Raw genomic sequence first — 18,850 nt, forward strand, 5'->3', positions numbered from 1 at the left:
CGGCAAGCGATTCCGCAGCTTTTTACGGCAAATGCTGCGGATTCCATATCTCGGAGGGTTTTGCCGGTGCGTGGGGTCTCCCCGCGCCGCACGGCGGATCCGCGTACTCGGGATACGGTGAAGATCCTAGGAGGACGAAGGGAGTCCCATGGACCCAGAGTGGATGTTCGTGGCCGGCCGCTCCTTCGTCGCCGCGGTCCCGACCGACGCGCCCCGTGGCCTCGTCACGGCGCTCTCGAGCAGGGCCGGAGACGCCAGCGTCTCGGCAGAGGCCCTCGTCGGACTGTTGCCGCTCGGTGGCTCCGATGCACTCGAGTCCTTCGCGCTCGTGATCCGTGCAGCAGCGGATGAGTCCGCCGTGACCGTCGTCGTGCGCGGACAGATCGCCGTCGACGTGTTTTCGGTCGGCGGATCACGACGCTTCACCGACCAGGGCATCCGGCCCTGGAACCTCGCCGATTTCTCCGCAGTGACCGTCGTCGTGATCGGTTCCCCGGACACGGCGGCGCCCGCCGCCGTACCCGCTGGAAGCGGAACCGGGAACGAACAGGGCACAGTGGTCGGCCGGACGGCGCGCTGGTCGCCAGGCGGCCTGGCGGCCGAAACGGACGACACCGCGATGCGCCTGCCGAATGACACGGTGATCCGCAGGCCGGACGACACGGTGATCCGCGGGGCGGACGACACGGTGATCCGCAGGCCGGACGACACGGTGATCCGCGGGGCGGGTGACACCGTGATCCGCCAGCTCGAGGAGACCGAGGACACCGAGGACACCGAGGACACCGAGGACACCGAGGACACCGAGGACACCGCGACCGGCGCAGCCCTCCGTCCGCCACTCGCCCGGTTCCGGCTGTCCGACGGCCGTGAGTTCCCTCTCGACCGTCCATATCGGCTGGGCAGGCGCCCCGCACAGCCGCGCATCCCCGTCGGGCCGGGCATCACTCTCGTGGCCGTCGTCTCTGCCGGCTCGCTCGTGTCCGCGACCCACGTCGACATCCGGCAGGTGGGGGACGTCATCGTCGTCACTGACGCGGGCTCCCGGAACGGCACCATCGTGGTCTCCGCGGACGGGCGCAGGGAGCGGCTCCGTCCCGGCGATTCCCGAACTGTGCCTCCGGGTACGAGAATAGACATCGGGGACGATAACATCATCGAGATCATCCCGGCGAGCGGCACCGAGTCGGCTCCGTATTTCCCAGCACATCGTGGAAGGCACCACCCGTGACCCAGATTGGTCAAGGCTCAGGCGGATTCGAGGTCGCTTTCCCCTCGGTGAAGAAGACGGTCTCGCTCGCGTGGGCCGCACTCACCGACACCGGGCATCGCCGCGAAGTCAATGAAGACAGCCTGATATCCGCGCCGCCCATATTCGCGGTCGCGGACGGCATGGGCGGGCATTCCGCCGGCGACGTCGCGAGCGCGGCCGTCGTGCACCGGCTCGCCGAACTTGCCGGGCGGGACTCGCCGCAGAATGCGGCCATCAACGCGGCGCTCGGCCTCGCGGTCACGGACATGGCGTCCGGAGTCGGCGTGACCGACCTCGGCACCGGGACCACGGTGACGGGAGCCGCACTCACCCTCGTGTCCGGCGCTCCCCAGTGGGTCGTGTTCAACATCGGCGACTCCCGGGTCTACCTGCTCACCTCCGGTGTGCTCGAACAGATCACCATCGACCATTCCGTCGTGCAGGAACTCGTCGACGCGGGCCGGATCACCCGCGACGAAGCGGATGTCCATCCGCACGGCAATATCATCACCCGCGCCGTCGGGTTCCACGAGGCGCCGATCCCCGATTACCGTGTGCTGCCTGTGCACCCGGGGATGCGCCTCCTGATCTGCTCCGACGGGTTGACCAAGGAACTCACCGCATACGGCATCCGGCATTTCCTGATCTCGAACCCGGACCCGGACGACGCCGCGAAGGCGCTCGTCGAGGCCGCGCTCGAGAACGGCGGTCGTGACAACGTGACGGTGATCGTCCTCGACGTCCTCGATATCGAAGACAGCGAAGACAGCGAAGACCGTGAAGAGGACCTGGGAACCGGCGGCCCGTCCGCCTCGCAGGACGCCGACACCGGCCCGCTCGACATCGGCCATCTCGACACGCACTGATTTCGACACCCCCTGAGTTGGGGGAGCAGCATCCCGGACACGTGCGGGGCAACTGCCTAAACTTGAGTGACGCCAGTCGTGATACCCGTTCGATGCGCGTTCACGGACCAGTCCAGGGACCATTGGCGAGAGCGAGACGGGGAGGCCGCGATGCAGCGACGATTACCGTCGACGCCCCCGAACCTGCCGGGGTTCTCCTACCTCCGGGTGCTCGGCTCCGGAGGCTTCGCCGACGTCTTCCTCTACCAGCAGGACCTTCCGCGCCGACAGGTCGCGGTCAAGGTGCTCCTCGCCGAGGTCGTCAACGACCAGGTCCGGCAGCTGTTCCAGGCCGAGGCCAACCTGATGGCCTCGCTGAGCTCGCACCCGTCGATCCTGACCGTTTTCCAGGCTGGCGTCTCGGCCGACGGACGCCCATACCTCGTGATGGAACAGTGCTCTCCGGCGCTCAGCCAGCGCTACCGCACAGAGCCTCTCGGCGTCCCTGAAGTGCTCCAGGTCGGCATCACCATCGCGAACGCCGTCCAGGCCGCGCACCAGGCCGGCATGCTGCACCGGGACCTCAAGCCCTCGAACATCCTCGTCACCCGCTACGGGCATGCCGTTCTCGGCGACTTCGGCATCGCGGCCACGGTGAGCGAGGCCAGAAACGTCGAAGCGGTCGGGCTGTCCATCCCCTGGTCCGCTCCGGAAGTCCTCCTCGACGAGGTCTCCGGCTCCGTCGCCTCCGAGGTCTGGTCCCTCGGCGCCACCCTGTACTCCTTCCTCGCCGGTCATTCGCCGTTCGAGATTCCCGGCGCCGAGAACAGCTCGGCCCAGCTCATCTCCCGCATCAACAAGGCCAGGGTCCCGGCGATCGGCCGCTCGGATGTCCCGGGCAGGCTCGAGCTCATCCTCCAGCGCGCGATGTCCCGGCGTCCGGAGTCGCGCCAGGGCAGCATGCTCGAGCTCATCAGGGAGCTGCAGTCCGTCGAGGCCGAACTGGGCCTCCTCCCCACCCGGCTCGAGGTCGCCGACGAGGACTGGGCCGCTGAGAACGGCGTCGACGACGACGACCGCACCCGCATCTCCGCCGTGAATTCGATCAATGCGTACCAGGAGCCGCGCCGCCGCCGGGTGCATCAGGCGCCACGAGGGCGCCGTTCGGCGGCCGGCGCGCTCGCCGACACCTCCGGCGCGCGCAGCCCCTCTGGGTTCGACGGTTCGGCGGGGACTGCGGGCAGCGCGGGCACGGCCAGGGGCAGGTCCCGCGGCACAGCCAGGGGCTCGGTGCCGGGGGTCTGGCGGCGTTCGGTGCTCGTCTGGGCGCTCGTTGCGGCATCCGTCGTCATCGTCGTTCTCGCCGTCGTGACGGCGTCGGCGCTCTCGCACCAGGCGACGCCAGGGCTGCCGACCGTGAGCAATGTCTCCGGGGAGCTGCGGGACGGCATGGTCGTGTTCGGCTGGGCTGACCCGGGCATCGCCCGGGGGGACAGCTACGTGATCACCCTCCGCACCGGTGAGAGCAGCATCCAGAAGGGCACTGAGTTCAGCGTCGACCCGCACGGACAGGCCAGGGTCTGCGCAAGTGTCGCCGTGAACCGGGACGGGCGCACCGGGGGCGCGAGCGGCGAGAAGTGCGTCGACGCCGGCGGGTCCGTGACCGGAAGCACGCGCGGTGACCTGACCAGAGGCGGCGACGCTTCGTGATCCGTCTCTGGGTCTCCCGCCAGTTCGCTGCGCACCGCTCGGCGTGGGCGACGGCCCTCGGCGGAACGCTCGTCCTGGCCCTCGTCGTGACGACCGCTGTCGTGTCCGGCGGGTACACCGCCCAGCGTCTTGACCTCGGCGATGCCGCCGTCTGGGTCACGAACGAGACCCGCCAGGCTGTCGGCCGGGCGAACACGGCGGTGATGGAACTCAACACGGTCGTGACGAGCGAGAGTTCCAATCTCGACGTGCTCCAGTCCGGAGCGACGGTCCTCGTGCTCGACACCGGCAACAGCTCCCTCGACATCCTCGACCCGGCCACGGCAACGATCGTGCGCAGCGTTGCACTGCCGCCCCGGGCGCCCGCCGTGTTCCTCGCAGGAACCCGCACCCTGATCGCCTCGAACGGCGAGGTCTGGGAGACCCCGACGAGCCGGCTCGCGAGCTTCGACACGGCGACCGCGCCGACCCTCTCCCTCGGCGCCGGCTCGGTCGTGAGCGTTGACGACACCGGAACCCTGGTCTCATTCACTCCCGCGACGGGCGCCCTCGCCCAGGCGCCCTCCGGAAGCGGAACGGTCACCTCGAGCCAGACGCTCAGCGCGGGGTCGCCGGGCGACGATTATCAGCTGACGAGCGTGAACGGCGCCTGGGCGCTCCTCAACGCGACCTCGCGGCACCTGTTCCTCGATGGCAGGGACGTCGACCTGTCCGGGTTGATCGTCGACGGCGGCGCCCCCGCCCTGCAGCAGCCGAGTCTCTCCGGCTCCCGCGTGCTGATCGCCCACGAGCAGGGGCTCGTCGCCGTCCCGCTCTCCGGCGGCGCCCCGACCGTGCTCGTCAGCGGCCGGAACGGCACAGCGGCGGCCCCGGACACCGCCGGACAGTGCGCCTATGCCGCCTGGTCGGATGGCACGGCCTGGCGCGACTGCGGCGACGCCGGGTCCGGCGGCTCGGCGTCGGGAGCGTCCGGAGGCTCCCGTGGAACGCAGTCCGGCACGACGACGACCCTCACCGGGCTCAACGACAACGCCAGGCTCGCCTTCCGGCGCAACGGCACCGGGCTCGTGCTGAACGATGCGCACAACGGTTCGACGTGGGCGGTCCAGCGTGACAACCAGCTGATCGACAACTGGGCCGACCTGATCGACACGACCCCGGACACCCAGCGCATCGAGACCAACGGCGACGACACCCCTCCGGTCTACGACAAGGTGCAGGCCCCGCCCGTCGCCGTGGACGACTCCTTCGGAGCCCGGCCCGGCCGGATCGTGACCCTCCCCGTGCTTCTCAACGACTCCGATCCGAACGGGGACGTGCTCGTGATCGAATCGGTCACACCGATCGACGCGACCGACGGCCGGCTCGACCTCGTCGGCAACAACCAGCAGGTGCAGCTCACCGTCGCGGAGGCGGCAACCGGTCAGCTTCGCTTCGGCTACACGATCAACGACGGCCGTGGCGGGAGTGCATCCGCAACCGTCACCGTCACTCTTAGGGCGCCGGGGGAGAACTCCGCTCCCCAGCAGGTGCGAACCACCCACGCGACCGTGCGTGCCGGCGGCCGGGTGACAAGCCAGGTGCTCGGCGACTGGATCGACCCCGACGGCGACCCGGTCTACCTCGCCTCAGCGTCCGCCGCGGGCCACGACCTGCTGAGCTTCACCCCCGCGGGCGCCGTCGTGTTCACGGATGCCGGCACGAACGCCGATGACAAACGGGTCGGCCTGAGCGTCTCCGACGGCCGCCTGCTCGGCACGGGCTCGCTGACCGTCTCCGTGCGCGCGAGCGGCGCCGTGCCGATCGTCGCTGACTCCTTCATCGTGCTCGCGACTGCGGGGGCCGAAGTCTCGGTGTCCCCGCTCGACCACGCCCGCGGCGGGTCGGCGCCGCTGCGGCTTTCGAGCGTCCCCGCCAAGCCGGATGCCACGATCACCCCCGACTTCGCCTCCGGTGCGTTCCGGTTCCTGAGCAGCACCCCGGGGGTCCACGAGATCGAGTACTCGGTCACCGACGGGCAGCTCACCGCGACGGGAAGGGTGCGCGTCGACGTCGCTCCCGCCGCCGACGCCAACAGCACCCCCGTCACCGTTCCCCACACGGCCTTCATCCGAGGCCAGCAGGCCACCCTCGTCGACGTGCTCGCGAGCGACTTCGACCCTGCGAACGGAGTGCTGCTGATCACCGGGACGATGAACGTGCCGGCGTCCAGCGGCATGCGGATCGAGATCCTCGACCAGCGGATCCTCCGGGTCACCCTGACCCGTCCGCTGCCGGACGGCGGGCTCAGTTTCGGGTACCGGATCAGCAACGGGCTCGCCGATGCCGAGGGCACCGTCACTGTCGTCGAAATCCCCGCGCTCGGTCAGAAACAGGCCCCGATCGCCGTTGCGGACACCGCGACCGTCCGGGTCGGCGACACCATCGACATCCCGGTCCTCGCGAACGACGAACAGCCGGACGGTGACTCGCTGACCCTGGACCCCGTCCTCGCCTCCGGCCTGTCCCCGGGCGCAGGCCTGCTCTTCGCCGCGGGAACCGTGCTGCGTTACCTCGCGCCGGCCACCCCCGGCACGTATACCGCGGTGTACCGGGTGAACGCCCCCGACGGCCAGTATGCCAACGCGGAGGTGCGCATCTCGGTGCGCGAAGCCGACCCGAGCACCAACAATCCGCCCGTCCCGAAGACGGTGACCGCGCGGGTGCTCTCCGGCGGCACCGTCGAAGTGTCGATCCCGCTCACCGGGATCGACCCTGACGGCGACTCGGTCCAGCTCGTCGGCCAGGAGACCAACCCGGAGAAGGGATCCGTCACCGCGGACGGGACGGACACGTTCCGGTATCAGGCCGGGGAATACTCCGCAGGAACCGACACGTTCAGCTACGCCGTCGTCGACGCCCTCGGCGCTCGGGCGATCGGCACCGTGCGGATCGGGATCAGCCCGCGCCTCGACGGCGCCCGCAACCCTGTCGCGGCCCCCGACGACGTCGTGGTGCGTCCGGGAAGCACCGTCTCCGTTCACGTGCTCGCCAACGACTCGGACCCCGACGGCGGCCGGCTCACGATCAGCGCCGTCGAACCGAGCGGCACCCCTGCCGACCTCGCGGCCGACCACGGCACGGCCATGATCGCCGGGGACACCATCGCGGTCACGGCTCCCGCGACACCCGGCCGGTTCGGCTTCATCTACGAGATCAGCAACGAGCGCGGCGGCACCAGCTCGACATTCCTCACCGTCGTCGTGCGTGCGGATGCCCCGCGTGCCAGGCCAGAGGCCAGGGACACCCACCTGACCCTCTCCGACGTGCTCGCGGGCGGCACCGTCGACGTCGACGTTCTCGCCAACGTGACCTTCGCCGACGGGCCGGCCCGCGGCCTGGCGCTGAGCGTCCCCGAGTCCTGGGCCGACTCCGCGAGGGTCACAGACGCCAAGCGCGTCCGGGTGACCGTGCACGCCACGAGCCAGATCATCCCGTTCCAGGTCGCGAACCCCGACGACGCGAGCATCACCGCCCTCGCGTTCATCTGGGTGCCGGGGTACACCGACGCCCTGCCGCAACTGCGGAAGGGCGTTCCCGCGCTCACCGTCGCGAGCGGCGCCAACCTCACCATCCCGATCAACGACTACGTCGTCGCCGTCGGCGGCAAGCAGGTGCGCCTCACCGACCGGAGCCTCGTGCACGCCACCCGGTCCAACGGTGCAGACCTCGCCACCTCGGACACGAGCATCGCCTTCACGAGCGCGGACCAGTACTACGGTCCGGCCTCGGTGTCGTTCGTCGTCACGGACGGCACCGGCGCAGGAGACCCGGATGGCCACACGGCCACGATCGTTCTCCCGATCACGGTGACGCCGCAGGCGAACCAGCCGCCGGCCTTCGACGGCGCCGTACTCGACTTCGAACCCGACCAGACCAAGGTCATCGACCTGTCCAAACTGACGTCCTACCCGTACCCGAACGACCAGGCCTCCCTCGTGTACTCGGTGCTCGACCCGAAACCGGTCGGATTCGACTACTCGCTCGATGGCCAGCAGCTGACACTGCACGCCAGGACCACGACGCTGCCGGCCTCGGGTGGGCAGGGCGGCCACGGGTCCATCACGATCGGCGTCTCGGCCGGCGGTACGCCCGGTCGGGCCGGGCGCATCGAGATGAGTGTCGTCGCGTCCACCCGGCCGCTCGCCATCCCGGCGGCGGATGTCGCGATCGCCCCCCGCGGCCAGACGACCGTCGTCGACGTGCTCGCCAACGACGGCGCGGCCAACCCGTTCCCACAGGTCCCGCTCCGGGTCGTCGCCGTGCGCGGACTCGGCGGTGCCGGCATCCCTGCCGGGGTCAGGATCACCCCGAGCGCCGACAACAGCACACTCAGCGTGCAGGTCGCAGCGAACGCCGCTGCGGCGGACACGAACCTCGAGTACGAGGTCGCCGACGCGACGAACGACCCGAACCGGTACGCCTGGGGCACCGTGCGGATCTCGGTTCAGGACCGGCCGGACCCGGTGACGAGCCTCTCCGTGACCGGGTTCTCGGACACCCGTCTCGCGGTCGCCTTCAACCCCGGCGCCGCCAACAACTCCGCCGTCACCGGCTACGAGATCACCCTCGTGAATGCCGTGACGGGCGCAGCGATCAGCACCACCACCTGCCAGGCGACCTCGTGCACGGTCCCGACCGGCGGCAACGGGCGGGCCAACGCTGTCCGCGTCTCTGTCGCAGCGCGCAACGGCCTCGGCCTCGGCGCGACGACCGCGCTCGCCGACACCGTCTGGTCCGATGTCGTGCCGTCGGCGCCCGGAAATCTCGCGGCCGCGCCGCTCAACGGCGGCTTGACGATCAGCTGGGCACCCGTTCCGAACGGTGCGGGTTCCCCGATTACGGACTACCTGGTCACCGTCAACGGCACGGCCCAGCCCGCCGTGAACGCGACGGGTCCTGGCTGCGGGGCCACCCGGTGCTCGCTCACGGTGAACGGCCTCGCCAACGGCGCGTTCGTTCCGGTGAGCGTGAGCGCCCGCAACGAGTCATATCCCGCCCTCTCAGCGTGGACATCCGCTTCGACCCAGGGCACGCCTTACGGTGCGCCGACGGCCGGCGCGGTCTCCGCATCGGCCGGTGCCGCCGGCACCGTCCACGTCGCGTGGGATGCCTTCTCCGGTTCCGGCGACCCCGTCGGCGGATACTTCGTGCAACGCCTCACGAACGGAACGGTGCCGACGGGGAACCAGGCGTGCACGGTCACCTCCCCGGCCCCCGGCACCGTCGTCGTTCCCCACACCGGCGCGAACGTCGCCGAGCTCAGGAACCTCGGAGCAGGCGCCACGAGCGTCGACTTCACCGGACTCACCTCGGACACCGCGTCGTACTCCTTCGTGGTCTGGGCATACAACAGGGCCGGCTGCACCAACAGCCAGGTCACCACCGTTCAGGTGCAGTCGACTCCCGGCGCGGTCACCGACCCGGGAGCCTCGATGGGGATGCACGACACGGCATACGACCTGCAGATCACGCCGGTCAGCCCGGGCGCCGGCGTCACGGGCTATGAAGTCCGGGCCGTCGACGCCGCGACGGGGACCCCCGGCGCGAGCGCGACCTTCACCGCGACCGCCCTGCCACGCCAGCTGCTGACCCCGACGGTCTTCGGCGCACCGTTCAGCTACCAGGTGCGCGCGTGCGACACCTCGGCCACCTGGGGCACGTGTGGGGCCTGGTCCGCGACGATGACGGCACCGGCGGCATCCGTCAGCCTCGCCGTGACCGGCCTGGCCTACGACCCGGCAACCGGCGTCTTCGGCTGGACGAACGGTCCGGACAACGGCGCATACACGACCGGATACAGCTGTTCGGTGCCGACGGACCCGGGTACGGCGCCCGTGGCAGGTGGCCCCACCAGCTGCACTCTCGCCGCTCCCGCAGCAGCAGGCACGGCCCGCCTCGCTGTTTCCGTCGACCTCGGGCTCGGCACGGGCAACCCGGTGTACAACTACGACCGATGAGATCGATGAAACTGTTGAGACTGTTCCCATGAAGACCCGAAAGACACTGAGATGACTATCCCAAGGACCGGCCCGATGAATGCCCCGACGAACTCGACCGAGCAGGCGGCCGCCGCCACGATGACCGCAGGGGAGGCCGCGCAATTCGCCGAGGTCTTCGAACGGCTCGTCTCCGGGGTCGAACGGGTGCTGCTCGGCAAGCACCACGTCATCCGGATGGCTTTCACCGCGCTGCTCAGCGGCGGTCACCTGCTGCTCGAAGACGTGCCTGGCACCGGCAAGACGAGCCTCGCCAGGGCGATCGCGCAGAGCGTCCAGGGCACCAGCAACCGGATCCAGTTCACCCCGGACCTGCTCCCCGGCGACATCACCGGTGTCAGCATCTACGACCAGCGCAACGGCGCCTTCGAATTCCACCGCGGTCCCGTGTTCGCGAACATCGTGCTCGCCGACGAGATCAACCGCGCGAGCCCGAAGACCCAGGCGGCGCTGCTCGAGGTGATGGAGGAGGAGCAGATCACCGCGGACGGTGTGACGCACCCCGTTGCCGAACCGTTCATGGTGATCGCCACCCAGAACCCGATCGAGCAGGCGGGCACCTACCGGCTGCCAGAAGCCCAGCTCGACCGGTTCATCATGAAGGCCTCGATCGGCTATCCCGACCACGCCTCGACGATCCGGATCCTCGAGGGTGCCGGACGGCGTGCGCACGCGGTCGTCATCCCCGCCGTCGTCTCTGCCGCGACGGTCGTCGAACTCGCCGCGCTCGCCAGGACGGTCCACGTCGACCCCTCGATCAACGACTACGTCTCCCGCCTGGTCGACGCGACGCGCACGACCACCGAGGTGCGCCTCGGCGCGAGCGTGCGCGGGGCGCTTGCCCTCATCCGCACAGCGAAGACCCTCGCCGCGGCCAACGGGCGGCACTACGTCATTCCCGACGACGTGAAGCAGCTCGCAGAGGCGGTCCTCGCGCACCGGCTCCTGCTCGATCCGGAGGCCGAGTTCGACGGTGTCACACCCTCGAGCATCGTTGCGCGCATCCTGATCGAGACGCCTCCGCCGGGAGACCGGCAGGCCGCGTGAGCGATCTGGGCGGCGCACGTCCGAACGGCCTCGGCGAGGACACCGCCGACGGTCGTCTCGCCGTGCTGCTCGTGCACTCGGTCCGTGCCGTCCTGGCGACCGGTGCGCTGCTGACGACGACCTGGCGGCTCGCCACTGCCGTCGTCACGGTCCTCGGCTGGAGCGTGCTCGCATCCGCCGCCGTCGCCCTCGCGACCGGCTACCTGCTCGGCTGGACCGAACTCGTGGTGCTCGGCTGGGCTGGACTCGCGCTCGTCCTGGCTTCCTTCGGCTTCCTGTTCGGGCGGACCGCGTACCAGATCCGGCTCAGGGTTCCCGTGGACCGGGTCGTCGTGGGGGAACGGGTTCCCGGTGAACTGATCGTGCGCAACCCGACCGGCCGCCGGCTGCCTGGCGTCGGGGTCGAGGTTCCCGTCGGCCTCGGCCTCGCCGAGTTCGCCATGCCCGGGCTCGCCAGGGGCGCAAGCTTCGAGGACGTCTTCATCGTCCCGACCGTGCGGCGCGGGATCATCCCGATCGGGCCGGTGCGGACTGTGCGCGCGGACCCGGTCGGCCTCGTGCGCCGGGAACTCGTCTGGGCGGAACGTGTCGATCTCTTCGTGCACCCGCGCACCCTCCCGATTCCGAGCATGAGCACAGGGTTCATCCGTGACCTCGAGGGAAACCCCACCCGTGACCTCACCAACCTCGACATGTCCTTCCATGCCCTGCGCGAATACGTGCCGGGGGATGAACGGCGCAGCATCCACTGGAAGAGCACCGCGAAGACCGGCCGCCTCATGGTGCGCCAGTACGAGGAGTCCCGGCGCAGTCACCTTCTGGTCGCACTGAGCCTCGCCGCAGACGACTACGCCGACGACGAGGAATTCGAACTCGCCGTGAGCGTCGCCGGTTCGCTCGGGGTGCGGGCGATCCGCGACGCACGCACGGTGTCCGTCGTCACGAGCACCGTTGCACCCGCCGCAGCCCGCACGGGTGCGGCCGGCCGGGACCAGGTGCAGCACCGGCCGAACCGGGCAGGCACGAAGCGGCGTCCCGCCGCCGAAAGGCTCAGCACCCTGACGATCACCCGCCTGCTCGACGACCTGTGCCGAGTGGATCGCACGGCGGACGCGTTGCCGCTCGGCGCGCTCGCCCAGTCCGCAGCGGATGCCGTCGCCGGTGTTTCCGTCGCCTTCCTCGTGTACGGCTCAACGGTGAGCCTCGCCGAGCTGCGCGCAGCGGCGACGCATTTCCCCGGCGGGGTCGAAGTCGTGGCCGTCGTCTGCGCGACAGAGTCCGTGCCGAGCCTCCGGCGCGTCGCCGAGCTCAGCGTTCTCACCATCGGCTTCCTCGAAGACCTGCAGCAGAGCCTCGCCAAGGGGGTTGCCGCGTGACCGGGAGAGTGCAGCCCCGCGCATCCGCCGCCTTCATCGTCGGGAACACGGCCGCGCTGCTGCTCGCGACGATGGTCGCGGCCGTGACTCTCTGGCCGGTCTACGGGAACCGCGAATTCGTGGTGCTCGTCGTCGTCACCGCGTTGCTCGGTTCCGGCATCGCGATCCTCGGTACGGTGTTCCGCTGGCGGGCGTGGCTGGTCTCGCTCGTCACGATCGCGGTGTATTTCCTGGTCGGCGTGCCGCTTGCGATCCCCGGCGAGGCGACCGGGGGCGTCCTGCCGACCCTCGCCGGGCTCGGGGACCTCGCCGCGGCGACCGCACTGAGCTGGAAGGAGCTCGTCACGATCGTGCTCCCGGTCGGCTCGTACCAGGCCCTGTTGGTTCCGGCCCTCATCCTCGTCCTGTCGAGCACCGTCGCCGGACTCTCGATCGCCCTCAGGGCACGGGTCGGCGAGCTCGGCGCGTTCGGTCCGATCGCGCTCTATGTCGCCGGGATCGGCCTCGGACCGACCGTCGGATTAGCGCCGATCGAGACCGGTCTCGCTCTCTTCGTCGTGCTGCTGTTCTGGCTGCTCTGGCAACGCGCGGCACGCCGGCGGGCGCTCCTCGCCCTCTCCGGTGCCCGGCAGTCCGCGCGCACCCGCGAATCGCGGGCCGGTCGCCGGCTCACCGCGGCCCGCGGGGTGCTCTCGGCCGCGCTGATCGCCGCCCTCGCGATCGGGGTCGGCACCGCGGCGGCCGTGGCCTTCCCTGTGCAGGTGCCCCGGGATGTCGTGCGGGCCCGCGTGCAGCAGCCCTTCGACCCGAATGATTACCCGAGCCCGCTGAGCGAATTCCGCAGTTACCTGCAGCCCGGGCGGTCCGATGCCGTGATGCTGTCGGTGACCGGCCTGCCGGCCGGGGGACGGCTGCGACTCGCGGCCCTCGATTCCTACAACGGAATCGTCTATTCCCTCGACGGCGCAGCGAACTTCTTCACCCGCCTGCCCGACCGGCTCGACCAGAGCGGGGTCTCCGGCGACCCCTCGTCGATCGACGTGACCATCGACGATTACGCGGGCGTCTGGGTTCCGGGTACCGGGCAACTCGAACGCATCCGCTTCAGCGGGGAGACCGGGACGGCCCGGGCCGATGCGTTCTACTACAACGACGGCACGGGGACCGCTGCCGTCCTCGGGGGACTCGCCTCCGGCGACACCTACACGGCCACCGCGGTCGTGCCACGGGTTCCCGGGTCGCTCGCGACGCTGACGCCGGGCACGGCCGCCCTCCCGGCCCTCGAAGCGCTACCCGACTCCGTCGAAGGGGCGCTCGCGGGATACGTTCGCGCCGGGGACCCGCCCGGCGTGCAATTGCAGGCCATGCTGGACGGGCTGAAGGCGAATGGTTACGTGAGTCACGGCATCGGTGAGGACGAGCCGGTGAGCCGGTCTGGCCACGGTCTGGACCGGATCAGTCAGCTTTTCACCGATGAGCCCATGCTCGGGGACGCCGAACAGTACGCCGTCGCGGCCGCGCTGTTGGCGCGGCGGCTGGGGTTCCCGGCCAGGGTCGTCATGGGATTCGCCCCCCAGACGCTCGGAGCCGCCGACGCGTCGGAAACGCCGGTGATCGTGCACGGGGCCGACGTCTCCGCCTGGATCGAGGTCCAGACGGCAACGGAGGGCTGGGTGACGATCGACCCCACTCCCGCCGTGCGCGACGTGCCGGAGAAGCAGCCGGACCGGCCCCAGATCGTCTCGCGACCGCAGACCGTCGTGCCGCCGCTCGTCCCGAGTGTGACGGAGCAGCGGGATCCCGCCGCTCCGGAGAATGCCGCGGAGACGCCGCCGGCACCGCTGTCGCCGTTGCTGGCGCTGCTCGTCACCGTGCTGACGATCACCGGTTGGACGATGCTCGCCGCCCTCGTCATCGCCGGCCCGTTCCTCGTCGTCATCCTCGCGAAGGCCCGTCGGCGCAGGCTCCGCCGCGGGAGGGGCTCAACGCTCGACCGGGTGCGCGGCGGCTGGCGCGAATTCGCGGACACCGCGGCGGACTTCGGCATCGATGTGCCGGTCGGCGCGACCCGCCTCGAACTGGCCGAGGCGGTCGGCGGGGAGCCGCCTGTTGCGGCGGCGGTCGCGGTGGACCGGGCTGTTTTCGCGCCCGGACGGCCGAGCGACGGCGTCGCTGACCAGATCTGGAGAATGGTCGAAGACCTGCGGTCCGCGCTCGCCGCGGGACGCACCCGCAGGGACCGGTTCCGAGCCCTCATTTCGCTGCGCTCGTTCGCTCGCTACGCTGGAAGGGCATCCGTTCCACCTGCGAATCGGGGCACGCCGAGCGGGCACCGGGTTTCCACACCCGACCGGGACCGGCGAAAGGAAGGAGTCGTTTCGTGAATTGCCTGATCTGCGGGGCACCGCTGAGCGCGGGCGCCATGTTCTGCGGTGAGTGCGGCAGTTCTACGAAGGCGACCCCGAAGACCCGCAAGCGTCACGACCCGCGTCCGAACGACACGACGATCATCCAGCCGCTGCGACCCCGCCCGACCGTTGTCTCGATTCCGGTGACCACCGCTGCGGCCGGTCCCGGCGTGCTCGGTGAGCCTGGGGCGTCCGGCCCGCCCGTCGCCGTGCCGGCACCCGAAGCCGAAGCCGAAGCGGAAGCCGAGATCGAATCGTCGTCGCCGTTCGCGCCGGGCCGTCGCCTGCACCCCGTTACCCCCACGCGTCCGTCCCGACAGGGCGCGCACACCCACGGTTCCCACGTCGCCCTCACCGGCGGTGGCGCCCCGACAACGGACGGTGCCTTCGTGCTGCAGTTCAGCACAGGGGAGGACCTCGAAGTGCGCGGCACCGGCCTGATCGGACGCCGGCCGATGCCGCAACCGAGCGAGCACTTCGACCGTCTTGTTCAGATCATCGATCCGGGCATGTCGGTGTCGAAGACCCACCTCGAGTTCGGCCAACATGACGGCGAGCTCTGGGTCAGCGACCGCTTCTCCGGCAACGGCACCATCATCCGCCGCCCCGACGCGACGATGGTGCGGTGCGAGCCCGGCCGCCGCTATCTCGTGCCGCGCGGATCGCGCGTCGAGATCGGTGACCAGTACTTCCAGGTCAGCTGAGACGTCCGGCCAGTCCGGCCTCTCCGGCCTCTCCGGCCTGTCCTCGACGCTCCTCACCACCCGGGCCATCCGGTCCCCGGTGCACGGATGCGGTCGGCCGCCTGTCCTGATCTCGTTCCGGTGCTCTGCTACCCGGGTGACCGACTTCTTCCTCTCCGACGAAACGCTGTCGCTGCCCGCGTCCCCGACGGAACCCGTTCCCGCCGCGTTTCCCCTGATCGCCTCGCTGGCACCCCTCGTGGCGGCCGGCGTGATCTGGCTCGTGACCGGTTCAGCGTTCGTGCTGGTGTTCGCCGTGCTCGGCCCGGTGATCGCCGTGGCGAGCGTGGTCGACGGGCGCCGAGCCGCACGCCGCACCCGCCGCCGCGATGCCGCCGCGCACTCCGCGGCTCTCGCCGAGCTGCGGAACGCGGTCACCGAGCGCCACACCGAGCTGCGGCTGCGGCGCTGGCAGGAGACCCCGTCGGCGGCGCAGCTCCTCGAGACGCCGGACCGGGCATCCCGCTGGAGATCCCGGGCCGGGGGCGCAGTACCCGTGGTGCTGGGATCGGGTAGCACGGCGAGCGGTATCCGTCTCGAGGGAACCGGCTCGGAGCGGGAGCTGCGAGCCTGGGCCGCCACGCTCCTGGACGCACCCGTCACAGCGGATGCCTCTGGCGGCGTCGCGCTCGTCGGGCCCACCGCCCTCGTGCGCGCGTTCGCCCGGGCGCTGCTCGTGCAGCTCGCATTCGCCCTGGCACCCGACCGTTTTGCCCTGGAACCGGTCGTTTCGGATCAACCGGACGACGACTGGGCGTGGACAGGGGCCCTGCCGCACACGACCCGGGCGGGCGGCGTGGCAGACGCGGGTCCCGCGGAGACCGTTGGGCCCGCGGACCGCAGAGGCCCCGGGGAGGCAGCCCGGAAGGTCGTGCTGCTTCGGTTCACCGACATGCCGGTCGCAGGCAACCACGCTCCCACCGTCGAACCGCGACAGGGACACCGGCGGGTGCCGTGGCTGCTGCTGGCCACGGACCTCGTCGACGTGCCGCCCGGTTACGCGACGGTCGTGCGTCTTCACAGTGCAACGAAGGCCGAGGTGCTCTTCCTTGCGGAATCCGAGCACCCGGGGATCCCCGGGAGCCCGGGGAGCTCCGCGGGTCAGGGGTCTCGTCGGGGGTCGTCCCAGCGCCCGGACTTCCGGCCGGAGTTCGTCACGAGGGAACAGGCGATCGGCTTCGCCCGGCTGCTCCGAGAGCGTGCGGCAACGGCGGGTCTTCTCGGTGGGCATCGTTCGCTGCCCGCCCGGGTGACGCGCGCCGAGCTGGCCGCGATCACCGGGCATCCGCTCGCCGCTGTGGCGGCGGACCGGGACGGTCTCGCGTGCGCGATCGGTATCGGCGCCGACGGGCCGGTCACGCTCGACCTCGTCGGCCAGGGTCCGCACGCCGTTGTCGGCGGCACCACCGGGAGCGGCAAGAGCGAACTGCTGGTCAGCTGGGTCAGCCAGATCGCCGCGGATCGCGCGCCGGACGAGGTCACCTTCCTGCTCATCGACTTCAAGGGCGGTGCCGCGTTCCGCCCGCTCGCTGTTCTCCCGCACTGTGTCGGGCTGGTCACCGACCTCGACGGGCACCGGGCGGAGCGCGCCCTCGCGAGCCTCGCAGCGGAGCTTCGTCACCGCGAGCGGGTGCTCGCCGCAGCGGGTGCGAGGGATCTCGCCGAATGGCGTTCGCTCGGCGGGCCGGCGTCGCCGGAGAGGCCCGCGTTGCCGCGGCTCGTGATCGTCGTCGACGAGTTCGCGACCATGCTCGCGTCGTTTCCGGAACTGCACGCGCTCTTCGTCGATATTGCGGCCAGGGGACGCTCGCTCGGTGTGCACCTCGTGCTGTGCACGCAGCGCCCCGCCGGAGTTGTGCGGGACGCGCTGCTCGCCAACTGCACGCTCCGGATCTCCCTGCGCGTCAACAACGCGGCGGACAGCCAGGCGGTGCTCGGGACGGATGCCGCGGCCGCCATCGCCGCCGCCGTTCCCGGTCGCTGCCTGATCGCGCTGGGGGATGGCGGCCCAGAGGCCTGCCAGGTCGCCGTCACCTCGGGCGCGGAGATCGAGGCCCTGGCTGCGGTCGCGGGCTCAGCCAGGGACGGAGGAGTCGTGCTGCCCCGGCACCCTCGCCGACCGTGGCTCGATCCGCTCCCCGCCGTGGTGGCCCTCGCCGACCTCGAGGGGCTTCCGGACCTCGGCAGGCCCGATTCGGAGCTCCATGCGCCGGACAGGACCCCGGGCGGCGAACCGGAATTCCGCTTCGGACTGGTCGACGAGCCGGACCGGCAACGGTACGGCGTGGCCCGGTATGGTCCAGGGGACGGCAACATGTTCGTCCTCGGCGGAGCGCGCAGCGGCAAGACCTCGGTGCTCGCCGTTTTCGCGTCCCAGGCACGCGCCGCGCACTCGTGGGTCGGTTGGCCGAATCCCGACGTCGAAGCGGTCTGGGACGCCCTCACCGAGGCGCGCCGCTGGATCGACCGGGGAGGCGCGGGCCGGGTTCGCACCGCTCAGGCCGGTGCAGGCCCGGACCGCCGCGCCCGCTCGAGGCTCCTGTTCCTCGACGATTTCGATTCGGTCTGCGCCCGCTGGGAGCCCGACCACCGGCAGGCGGCGCTCGAATGCCTCGCGAGCCTGCTTCGCGACGGACTGCCGGTCGGACTGCGCGTCGTGGTCACGGCGCAACGCCTCACCGGGCCGCTTCAGAACCTGGCGGCGCTGTGCCAGGAACACCTGTTGCTGCGCCTGCCCGACCGGGCCGAACACCTCGCCGCAGGGGGACAGGCGGCCCAGTTCGACCCAACCCTCCCTCCCGGCGGCGGACACTGGCGTGGCCGGCGCATCCAGGTGCTCGCTCCACAATCTCCTGTCCCGCACACGGCTGCATCCCCGGTCGCCGGCAGACCGGACCGCGCAGTCCCCGGCCCTGACGCGCGCCCGACCGCGACCGTACTCGCTCTCGCAGCGGGCACATCGATCATCCACGTGAGCGGGTCCCCGGCCCGCTCCGCCGCTCACCTTCGAGCGGATGCCGCGCACCCGGACGTTGTGGAGCTGACCGCCGGTGCCGGTGCCGCGAAACCGGAGGCAGTCCTGGCCCGGCATGGCGCGGCGACCGTCTTCATCGGGGATCCCGAGACCTGGCAGGCCAACTGGTCGCTCCTGGCCGCGCTTCGGGTTCATTCACCCATCGTCTTCGACGGCTGCACCCTCGCCGATTACCGCATGCTGACCCGCAGGCGGGATCTCCCGCCACCCCTGGCACCCGGCCGCGGCCATCTCTGGTCCCTGTCGCCCGAAGGCGACCTCAGCAGGGTGGCCTTCGGTGCGGCGTGATTCCGGTCGGGCCTCGGGCGCCACCCGACCAGCGCAAGCGCCCATTTCGAGTGTCAAACGACGCCGAGACCACTGATTTCGTGACAAGTGCGTTACGTAATCGATGATT

The 18,850-nt window shown here is 70.8% G+C and carries 9 protein-coding genes; all 9 read left to right on the top strand.

The annotated features are described in order from the left end of the window. Window positions 1-148: 148 nt before the first annotated feature. Entirely contained in the window at window positions 149-1,231 is a 1,083-nt protein-coding gene (locus E3O46_RS08350) for an FHA domain-containing protein (RefSeq protein ID WP_134561511.1), read from the top strand. Then, on the top strand, window positions 1,228-2,118 hold the full coding sequence (locus tag E3O46_RS08355) for a PP2C family protein-serine/threonine phosphatase (RefSeq protein WP_322188211.1): 891 nt from the start codon (window positions 1,228-1,230) through the stop codon (window positions 2,116-2,118). The genes E3O46_RS08350 and E3O46_RS08355 overlap by 4 nt, the downstream gene beginning before the upstream one ends. A gap of 150 nt (window positions 2,119-2,268) precedes the next feature. Next, window positions 2,269-3,807 (top strand): serine/threonine-protein kinase, encoded by a 1,539-nt coding sequence (locus tag E3O46_RS08360; protein WP_134445882.1) that lies wholly within the window; start codon window positions 2,269-2,271, stop codon window positions 3,805-3,807. Then, a complete protein-coding gene (locus E3O46_RS08365; RefSeq protein WP_134561512.1) occupies window positions 3,804-9,806 on the top strand; it encodes an Ig-like domain-containing protein in 6,003 nt (2,000 codons plus the stop codon). The genes E3O46_RS08360 and E3O46_RS08365 overlap by 4 nt, the downstream gene beginning before the upstream one ends. A 75-nt stretch (window positions 9,807-9,881) precedes the next feature. Then, window positions 9,882-10,892, top strand: a complete 1,011-nt coding sequence (locus E3O46_RS08370) for an AAA family ATPase (protein ID WP_241975398.1) — start codon at window positions 9,882-9,884, stop codon at window positions 10,890-10,892. After that, window positions 10,889-12,268, top strand: a complete 1,380-nt coding sequence (locus E3O46_RS08375) for a DUF58 domain-containing protein (RefSeq protein WP_134445880.1) — start codon at window positions 10,889-10,891, stop codon at window positions 12,266-12,268. The genes E3O46_RS08370 and E3O46_RS08375 overlap by 4 nt, the downstream gene beginning before the upstream one ends. Then, the gene (locus tag E3O46_RS08380) at window positions 12,265-14,652 is read left to right on the top strand and encodes a transglutaminase domain-containing protein (protein WP_134561513.1); all 2,388 of its coding nucleotides are present in this window, start codon (window positions 12,265-12,267) and stop codon (window positions 14,650-14,652) included. The genes E3O46_RS08375 and E3O46_RS08380 overlap by 4 nt, the downstream gene beginning before the upstream one ends. After that, window positions 14,649-15,380: an FHA domain-containing protein gene (locus E3O46_RS08385; RefSeq protein WP_134561514.1), complete on the top strand. Its 732-nt coding sequence runs from the start codon at window positions 14,649-14,651 to the stop codon at window positions 15,378-15,380. Before E3O46_RS08380 ends, E3O46_RS08385 begins: the two co-directional genes overlap by 4 nt. After that, window positions 15,355-18,741 (top strand): FtsK/SpoIIIE domain-containing protein, encoded by a 3,387-nt coding sequence (locus tag E3O46_RS08390; protein WP_134561515.1) that lies wholly within the window; start codon window positions 15,355-15,357, stop codon window positions 18,739-18,741. Before E3O46_RS08385 ends, E3O46_RS08390 begins: the two co-directional genes overlap by 26 nt. Window positions 18,742-18,850 lie beyond the last annotated feature (109 nt).

The organism is Cryobacterium glucosi (assembly GCF_004402235.1).
Classification (GTDB): Bacteria; Actinomycetota; Actinomycetes; order Actinomycetales; family Microbacteriaceae; genus Cryobacterium; species Cryobacterium glucosi.